10 protein-coding genes are annotated in these 8,372 nt (G+C 41.7%); 6 read left to right on the top strand and 4 right to left on the bottom strand.

What is annotated here, in order from left to right; genetic code table 11:
* Positions 1-354: toprim domain-containing protein (locus tag ABZD21_RS19410; RefSeq protein ID WP_372776790.1), on the bottom strand; the 354-nt coding region annotated here is incomplete at its 3' end.
* Between the two features lie 123 nt (positions 355-477).
* A complete protein-coding gene (locus ABZD21_RS19405; RefSeq protein WP_372776789.1) occupies positions 478-1,311 on the bottom strand; it encodes a S1 RNA-binding domain-containing protein in 834 nt (277 codons plus the stop codon).
* Positions 1,312-1,630: 319 nt separating this feature from the next.
* Here ABZD21_RS19405 and malQ point away from each other — a divergent pair, with 319 nt between their 5' ends.
* Positions 1,631-3,130, top strand: coding sequence for a 4-alpha-glucanotransferase (gene malQ, locus ABZD21_RS19400; protein ID WP_372776788.1), 1,500 nt, complete (start codon positions 1,631-1,633; stop codon positions 3,128-3,130).
* 212 nt (positions 3,131-3,342) lie between these two features.
* On the opposite strand, the gene ABZD21_RS19395 is transcribed toward malQ, so the two are convergent.
* Positions 3,343-4,155, bottom strand: a complete 813-nt coding sequence (locus ABZD21_RS19395; protein ID WP_372776787.1) for an alpha/beta fold hydrolase — start codon at positions 4,153-4,155, stop codon at positions 3,343-3,345.
* 2 nt (positions 4,156-4,157) lie between these two features.
* Entirely contained in the window at positions 4,158-4,874 is a 717-nt protein-coding gene (locus ABZD21_RS19390) for a pyridoxine 5'-phosphate synthase (protein ID WP_372776786.1), read from the bottom strand.
* A gap of 66 nt (positions 4,875-4,940) precedes the next feature.
* Between ABZD21_RS19390 and ABZD21_RS19385 the strand changes: the two genes are divergently transcribed.
* The 5 genes from ABZD21_RS19385 to ABZD21_RS19365 all read left to right on the top strand — a co-directional run.
* Entirely contained in the window at positions 4,941-5,606 is a 666-nt protein-coding gene (locus ABZD21_RS19385; RefSeq protein WP_372776785.1) for a CBS domain-containing protein, read from the top strand.
* A gap of 15 nt (positions 5,607-5,621) precedes the next feature.
* Positions 5,622-6,503, top strand: coding sequence for an NAD kinase (locus ABZD21_RS19380; protein WP_372776784.1), 882 nt, complete (start codon positions 5,622-5,624; stop codon positions 6,501-6,503).
* 183 nt (positions 6,504-6,686) lie between these two features.
* Positions 6,687-7,415, top strand: coding sequence for a DUF6089 family protein (locus ABZD21_RS19375; RefSeq protein ID WP_372776783.1), 729 nt, complete (start codon positions 6,687-6,689; stop codon positions 7,413-7,415).
* A gap of 1 nt (position 7,416) precedes the next feature.
* The gene (locus ABZD21_RS19370) at positions 7,417-8,160 is read left to right on the top strand and encodes an isoprenyl transferase (protein ID WP_372776782.1); all 744 of its coding nucleotides are present in this window, start codon (positions 7,417-7,419) and stop codon (positions 8,158-8,160) included.
* Positions 8,161-8,174: 14 nt separating this feature from the next.
* On the top strand, positions 8,175-8,372 hold a 198-nt coding region (locus tag ABZD21_RS19365), incomplete at its 3' end, for a hypothetical protein (protein WP_372776781.1).

The following is an 8,372-nucleotide window of genomic DNA, read 5'->3' as shown; positions in this document are numbered from 1 at the left end:
TTTGGTGAGTACCCAACGCTGAATGAGCTCTCCCTCTTGTCCGGCATCACCGCAGTTGATAATCTCGTCAGCTTCGGTGATCAACTTTTCGAGAATGCCAAATTGCTTTTTCACGCCACCGTCGTCAATCACTTTAATGCCAAAGCGAGGTGGGATCATGGGCAGATAGCGCATGTCCCAATATTTCCATTTGTCGGTGTAATCGTGTGGTTCTTTCAGTGTACACAAGTGTCCGAAAGTCCAGCTTACCTGATAGCCATTTCCTTCAAAAAAGCCATCGCGGCGGGTTCGGGCACCTATAATTTGGGCAATTTCTTTGGCAACACTTGGTTTTTCTGCAATGCAAAGTTTCATTCGTTTCGATTCGAGTTCTGTGTTTCGAGTTCATCATTTTTGAACTCGTTTTATTCACCGTATTGCTGGTGCAAAATTCAAATTTAGCTTTTCAAAAGTATACTGGCTAACTGTAGCTGCAAACTACTCCGCCAGTCGAATACCGTTTTCCTCAATCGTAATCAAGCGTTGTTTGTAGAGTGATCCGATCGCTTTTTTGAAATTCTTTTTACTGATTCCGAATAGTTTTGAAATTTCTTTTGGATCGGTTTTGTCGTTGGCCGCAATGAAGTTTCCGGATTCTTTCAGCCGATTGAGTACACCTTGAGCAATGCTGTCGATTTTTTCGTAGCCCGGTTTTTCCAATACCAAATCGATTTTTTCGTCTTCACGAATGTTTTTGATGTATCCTTTTACACGGTCGCCGGTTTTCAATGGTTGAAAAACTTCATTTTTAAACAGCAACCCCCAGTGGCTGTTATCAATAATCGCCTTATAGCCAAGGTCTGTTTTTCCGGCGATAAGCAGATCGACTTCTTCACCTTCTTCGTAATCTACCGGTAGGTTATCAACAAATTTGTCGAGCTTAGACGAACCAACAATTCGCTGACTTTCGTCGTCGAGATAGACGAATACGAGATAGTCCTTGCCTTCTTCCATCGGAACCTGTTGCTCGCGGAAGGGAACCAGCAAATCCTTAGGGAGTCCCCAATCAAGGAAGGCACCAACCGGAGTTGTCGAGACTACTTTCATGACCGCAAATTCGCCGACCATAGCGCGTGGATGGTCAGTAACAGCTACCAAACGGTCTTCAGAGTCGAGGTAGATAAACACGTTTACCTGATCGCCAACCTGACAATTTTCCGGCACGTATCGTTTGGGCATCAAAATTTCGCCTTGTGAGCCGCCATCCAAATAAACGCCAAAATCGACTGTCTTTACTACTTCCAATTCATTTAATAAACCTATTGCTACCATGCTTGTATTTTTGTTTGACCGCAAAGGTAGTTCTTTCGGGCGAATTTGCCACCCGGCATTAATGTGTGATCAAGCTGTTGACGGGAACAACAATTCATCGACTGACTTTTCGTTTTTTTTATTTCTGCAAATTGATGGAATAACTCATCTGCCGGCAAGCTTTTGTGTCGAAAATACAATAATGCCGATGTTTTTGTTTTTATCTGCACTAAAAAACCATAAATAAATTATTTTTGTCTTCTGCTGAAAAAGTTCCGATTCGGAGAGTCTTCAGCAAAACCAGAAATGAATTCCCCGACGATATAAATCAATATAGCACATGAGAGAGTTAGAACGAAGTAGCGGAGTCTTATTGCATTTAAGTTCGCTTCCAAATAAATATGGCATTGGAACACTAGGAAAGGACGCCTACGATTTCGTTGATTTTTTAGCGGAAACCAATCAGCGATTGTGGCAAATTTTACCGATTGGACCAACTGGTTACGGAAATTCACCTTATCAATCCTACTCGGTATTTGCCGGGAACCTGCTCTTCATTAGTTTGGAGCTGTTGGTTGAAGATGGTTTGCTGGCCGAAGAGAATTTGTTGGAAGTGCCAGAGATGTCGGACAAAAGGGTGGAGTATGATTTGGTGATGGATGAGAAGACTGTTCTTCTGCGACGAGCCTACGAAGCTTTTAGATCGAATTTTGACGATTGGAAGGAAGAGTACTACACGTTTTTGGGCGAGCACTCGTGGTGGCTGACTGACTATGCATTATTTCGGGCATTAAAAAGTACTGATGACGATTTATGCTGGAATGAATGGCCGGAAAAACTGCGGAATCGCGATGCACATGAGCTGGATGTAGCAATGCTGGAGCAAGATGCCCGAGTAAACTTTCATCGATTTGTGCAGTTTGTTTTTTTCAGACAATGGTTTCAGTTGAAAAATTATGCCAACTCGAAAGGCATTCTAATATTTGGTGATCTGCCACTGTATGTATCACTCGATAGTTCAGATGTTTGGGGAAATCAGGATATTTTCCTGCTCGATGAAAAAGGGCAAATGACTCATGTTGGGGGTGTTCCGCCCGACTATTTTAGCGAAACAGGTCAATATTGGGGCTGTCCGGTATTCGATTGGGATCGGTTGGCTGAGCGGGAATATGATTGGTGGGCGGCACGCGTTCATTTCAACTTGCGAATGTTTGACCTGGTGCGTATCGATCACTTTCGGGGATTGGAATCGTTTTGGTCGATCCCGGCTTCCGAGAAAAATGCGATTAACGGAGAGTGGTGGCCGGCAAAAGGATTTGAAATGCTGAGTTTATTGAAATCGCAACTAGGTTATCTGCCGGTCATTGCCGAAGATTTGGGGATTATTACACCGGAAGTTGAAGAATTGCGCGATGCTTTTGATTTGCCCGGCATGAAGGTCTTACAGTTTGCCTATGCATCGGATGAAACCAATGTGAATTTGCCACATAATTACGGAAGCAATTTTGCGGTTTACACCGGGACGCACGATAACGATACAACGCTGGGCTGGTTGAAAACGGCTACCAAAGAAGAAAGCGATAATTTGAAAAAGTATTTTAACACCAGTTGGAGTAACATACATCGCGCCCTGATTGAAACTGCCTGGGCGTCGGTGGCTAAAATAGCGATTGTCCCGATGCAGGATTTGCTAGAGTTGGATGGAAAACACCGAATGAATACGCCGGGAACCGTTCACAACAATTGGGAATGGCGAATGGAGTGGAAAATGCTCAAAAAATCGCATAAAGATTTTCTGGTGGAATTGACTAAAAAGTACAATCGAAGGCTGAAAGTTTAGGATCTCAGAATTGCCTTTACCTTTTCATTTAAGTTGAAGGAAACTGAGCGGAACTGTTCGTTTGTGGAGAATTGCGCTTTCCTTTTTAATGTTGAATTTTAGGAAGTGATTGCTCTGTTTGTGATTGCACTTAAAAAGGAATTTCGAATCCCGTTGAATTTCGATACAAAATTCATTTTCTAATAGCATTGAGCATTGGCTATCGGTTTTTGTTATATAAACCGGAGCAGTGCGTCCATGAATAGTTTTGGTTGTTCTGCATGAAGCCAATGACCCGCATTTGGGATGGTTTCTATTTGAGCCTCGGGGTAAATCTCTTTCACCATTTTTACATCTTCTTCAGACAGATAATCGGATTTAGCGCCCCGAATAAATAAAACAGGGTATCCCACGATTGGAATGCGGTCTTCCAACCACCGATAGTTCATCCCACTGATGATTTCATCAAGAGAATCGTACAGAACCTCTACATTTACCCGGCATTTGAAATGATTCGATTTTTTGTCGAGATAAATGCTTTTGAGCAAAAACATCACTAAATCCTGGCTCCCTAACTTCAACTTTAAATATTTTGAAATATCATCCCGGGAGCTGTAATCTTCGCAATGATTGTTTAACTCAATCAGGGTTTGGAGAATGAGCTGATGCTGATAATATTGGCTGATTTCACCCAAATCCATATAGTCTTTGGGAGCAATATCGGCGATAATTAATTTTTCAATTTTTTCCGGATATTCCGCAGCGAAAAACATAGCCGTTTTTCCACCCATACTGTGACCAATTACAGTGGCTTTGTCGATCTTATGCTGGACAAAGAATGCTGCCAGATCTTCTTTCATCAGCTCGTATGAGTGTTCTTCGGTATTGGGCGATCGTCCGTGGTTTCGTTGGTCGATCAAATAAACATGATGATGTTTCCCCAGCTTTTTACCAACGGTGAGCCAGTTGTCAGAAGACCCATAAAGGCCATGAACGATGACAATGTTCTTCCCGGTTTTACCTTCTTCCCGAAAAAATAATTCCATGCTTACGGTTTAATGCAGTCGAGATATTCCTTAATCGTGTTGCGAAGCCCCATGTATAATGCATCTGCAATTAATGCATGACCAATCGAAACTTCGTCGATATATGGAATCCGATCGATAAGATACTTAAGATTTTTCAGGCTCAGGTCGTGTCCTGCGTTGATACCTAATCCAAGTTTTTGGGCGGTTTTGGCCGCTTCAACAAACGGTGCCACTGCTTTTTCCGGGTCTTTCGGGTACAAACTGGCGTAAGGTTCGGTGTATAATTCAATCCGATCGGCACCAACACGTTTCGCGCCTTCAACCATCTCAACACTTGGATCAACAAAGATGGAAGTGCGAATACGATTCTGCTTTAGTTGTTTAATCACGTCGGTCAAAAAATCGGCATGTTCCACTGTATTCCAACCATGATCGGATGTTAGCTGTCCTGGTTTGTCGGGCACAAGCGTTGCCTGATCGGCTTTTACATCAATAACTAAATTGAGAAAATCTTTAGATGGATAGCCTTCAATGTTTAATTCGGTGTAAATGTGTGGTTTAATGTCATACACATCATGTCTCCGGATGTGTCTTTCATCGGGCCGTGGATGTATTGTAATGCCTTCAGCCCCAAATTTTTGACAGTTAATTACTGCTTCTACCACACTGGGTACAGAACCGCCACGAGAGTTTCTCAGTGTCGCTATTTTGTTTATATTTACACTTAGTCTGGTCATAACATTTAAATAGGGCTGCAAAGTTACGATTTAATTGTTTAGAAGTTAAAACTAAAGTACAAAGATTTGTTCGCAAGCGCACTCATATCCGACGTTATTCCATCGCTGAGACTGACCGATAACGGGCAGAAAGCTTTGAATTGGATGGAAATTTTCCGCATCTCGCATTTGCCTGTTGTGGATGCCCATCGATATGTTGGTCTAATCAACGACAAGACCATTTATGATTTGAATTTGGCTGACGTGTTGATGGATGATTGTGTTGATCATTTGGTGCAGCCGCATGTGCACCAGAATCGACATATTTACGAGGTCGTGTCCATAATCTCCGAGTTAAAGCTTTCTGTATTGCCCGTGTTGGACGACGACCACCAATACATCGGGGTGATTACCGCGAACGATCTGGCCCATAAATTTGCCGATTTGGTGGCTGTAAAAGAACCCGGTGGAGTGTTGGTTCTGGAACTGAATTCGATTGATTATTCTTTAGCCGAAATTGCCCGTATTGTAGAAGGAAACGATGCCAAGATACTTAGTTTGTATGTATCAAAAGCCGAAAATTCAAGAGAGATCACAGTTACGTTGAAGGTGAATCAAATGGATTTGTCAGCTATCGTTCAAACTTTTGTCCGCTACAATTACGTCATTCGGTCGGTGTTTATGGATGAAAGTATGTTGAAACATATGTACGATGACCGGTTTGAGTTGTTGATGAAATACCTGAATATTTAGTTTAATCAATCCCTTATGAGTGTTGCTGTTTTTGGACTTCACATTGAAAGCTCTTTCATGCCTGATCTGAGCAGGCTCTTTTCAATGTTGCATGATCGGGACGAGGATATTTATATCTATAAACCATTTTACGAATCGATCAAAGATCGCTGTTCTGAAATGCCTGATATAAAAGGCCAGTTTACTTTTGGGTATGAACTGCCGGAATCAGTCAGATTTCTGTTCAGTATTGGTGGTGACGGCACGTTGCTAAAATCAATTTTAAGTTTGAAAAATAAGTCAATTCCAGTGATTGGAATTAATACTGGCAGACTGGGGTTTTTATCGGCCATTTCGCGACAGGACATGGATGAAGCAGTGCAGCTGCTGCTGAAAAATGAGTATGAGATTGAGGAGCGTTCGGTTTTGCGCTTTGAAGATGGAATTGATCTGTTTGGCGATTTTAACTATGCGTTGAATGAAATTACGGTGACCAAGATGGATAGTTCATCGATGATTGAAATACACACCTATCTAAATGATGAATACCTAACAACTTATTGGGCAGATGGGCTAATTATTAGCACACCAACCGGATCAACAGCCTATTCGCTGAGTGTTGGAGGTCCAATTTTGCCACCAAATTCGAACAGTTTTGTGATTACGCCGATTGCACCACATAACCTAACCATGCGGCCGCTTGTTGTTCCTGACGACAATCGGATTTCGTTGCGGGTAGAGGGAAGAGGACAACAGTTTTTGTGTTCGCTGGATTCACGTTCGCAAGCAATGAATTTCCCGGGAGAGCTGGTTGTCAGCAAAGCGGGCTTTTCGGTGAAAACTTTGAAGCTACCCGGACATGGCTTTTTTAGTACATTGCGGAATAAATTGATGTGGGGAACCGACCGTCGAAATTAATTATTCAGCTTAACAATTTTTAACCTCAATTTGGGTTTTATAGTAGGCAGCAAGCATGATGTTTTGAGAATTATATTACTTTTGTAGCCTTTGAAAGGTCTTATGTTCAGATGTTGATAACGATGCCAAAACAATTTGCAATGCTGTCTTTTTATTCAACCCTTTCACGAAAATAGATTGGAAATGAAAAGATTGCTTTTGGTTGCACTAAGCTTCATTACGTTGCAGGTTGCGCAAGCTCAACACACAGCTGATATTGGCCTTTGGGGAGGTCTGGGTACATACTCAGGCGACATGACTTTAGTCGAAACAAAAAGTTCTTTGGGACCTGGAGCAGGGGTATTTGTGCGATACAATTTTAATCCACGATATTCCGTACGGGGAACCTTAATGTTGGAGAGAATAAAAGCAACTGGTGAATTTGAATCATCACTTTGGGAATTCAATAAAACTGTTACAGATGTATCAGCGATGTTTGAATTCAACTTTTTTAAATATATCATCGGAAGTCGTAAGCAAACAGTAACCACCTATTTAATCGGTGGGATTGGAGTGAGCTTTTATCCGTACGATTATGATCCTGTTGCTTTAAATTCAGTTGGTGCCTATGCGGATCCGTTGGGTGAAAGTAAAAACCTTGCCGCGCTGAATATGCCATTTGGTTTCGGTGTTAAATTTAACATCGGAGAACGGTGGGGTGTCGGTGTAGAAACACAGTTCAGGAAATATTTCGACGATAAGTTGGATAACCTGGATGATCCGAGAGCCAATTTTAATCAAACAACCAGCGTTTTGACTGAGTATACAAGTCCCCTTCACAATAATGATTGGATCTATCATCTGGGGGTTCATGTTTGCTACCGGTTTTATCGAGGCGGCAAAAAATGTCCCGCGTATGATAATATAAATTAGAATGACGCTGAAAGAAAAACTTAATGCTAGTAAGATTCCGGAACACGTTGCCATCATCATGGATGGTAATGGGAGATGGGCAGCCCAACACGGTAACGAGCGGTTTCATGGGCACGAACAAGGTGTTGAATCTGTTCGATCAGTTTTGGAAGGTGCTAGTGAAATCGGAATTAAATATCTGACTTTATACGCGTTTTCAACTGAAAACTGGTCGAGGCCCAAGGCCGAAGTCGATGCTTTGATGGGCCTTTTGGTTTATGCTATTAATAACGAAACCGAGTCGTTAAAAGAAAAGAACATTCGTTTGCGAATGATCGGTGATTATAATAGTTTGCCACCCGAGGTTCAGGAGAAATTAGATTGGTCAATAAATGAATTGAAAGATTGTACCGGTGTAAATCTGATTTTAGCTCTTAGTTACTCCTCTAAATGGGAAATTACCGAAGCAATCAGAAAGATCGCTGTCGATACTAAGTCCGGGAAAATTCAACCGGAAGAAATAAACAAAGAACTTATCGATAAATATTTAGCCACAAATGGAATTCCAGACCCGGAATTACTTATCCGTACGAGTGGTGAGGCCCGCATAAGTAATTTTCTGCTCTGGCAGATCGCTTATTGCGAATTATATTTTACTCCGGTTCTCTGGCCCGATTTTAACAAGGAGAACTTATTTGAAGCCGTTTCTGATTTTCAGAACAGAGAACGTCGCTTCGGAAAAACCAGTCAACAAATTGTGAGCTAAACAATAAACAGGAAATGCGTAAACTCAAAATTCTCTTCGTATTCTTCATCATGAGCCTTGCTGCCTTTGCTCAAGAAGAAGGAACTAATTTTTCAATCTATTATTCAAGCCCCAAGAAATATACCATTGCTGGTATTGATGTCGTTGGAATACGCTATTTGGATACCGATGTGTTAATTCAAATTTCAGGACTAAGTGTTGGTCAGGAAATT

It is taken from the genome of Mangrovibacterium sp., assembly GCF_041596335.1.
Lineage (GTDB): Bacteria > Bacteroidota > Bacteroidia > Bacteroidales > Prolixibacteraceae > Mangrovibacterium.
Note: the sequence above shows the minus strand (reverse complement) of the source record. Positions and strands in the feature narration are given on the sequence as shown.

What these genes read in the sequence shown, in the direction of transcription:
- ABZD21_RS19380 (WP_372776784.1), top strand. Translation starts at nt 5,622, where the DNA reads ATGAGTGTTGCTGTTTTTGGACTTCACATTGAAAGCTCTTTCATGCCT.
- ABZD21_RS19390 (WP_372776786.1), bottom strand. Translation starts at nt 4,874, where the DNA reads ATGACCAGACTAAGTGTAAATATAAACAAAATAGCGACACTGAGAAAC.
- malQ (WP_372776788.1), top strand. Translation starts at nt 1,631, where the DNA reads ATGAGAGAGTTAGAACGAAGTAGCGGAGTCTTATTGCATTTAAGTTCG.
- ABZD21_RS19395 (WP_372776787.1), bottom strand. Translation starts at nt 4,155, where the DNA reads ATGGAATTATTTTTTCGGGAAGAAGGTAAAACCGGGAAGAACATTGTC.
- ABZD21_RS19405 (WP_372776789.1), bottom strand. Translation starts at nt 1,311, where the DNA reads ATGGTAGCAATAGGTTTATTAAATGAATTGGAAGTAGTAAAGACAGTC.
- ABZD21_RS19375 (WP_372776783.1), top strand. Translation starts at nt 6,687, where the DNA reads ATGAAAAGATTGCTTTTGGTTGCACTAAGCTTCATTACGTTGCAGGTT.
- ABZD21_RS19370 (WP_372776782.1), top strand. Translation starts at nt 7,417, where the DNA reads ATGACGCTGAAAGAAAAACTTAATGCTAGTAAGATTCCGGAACACGTT.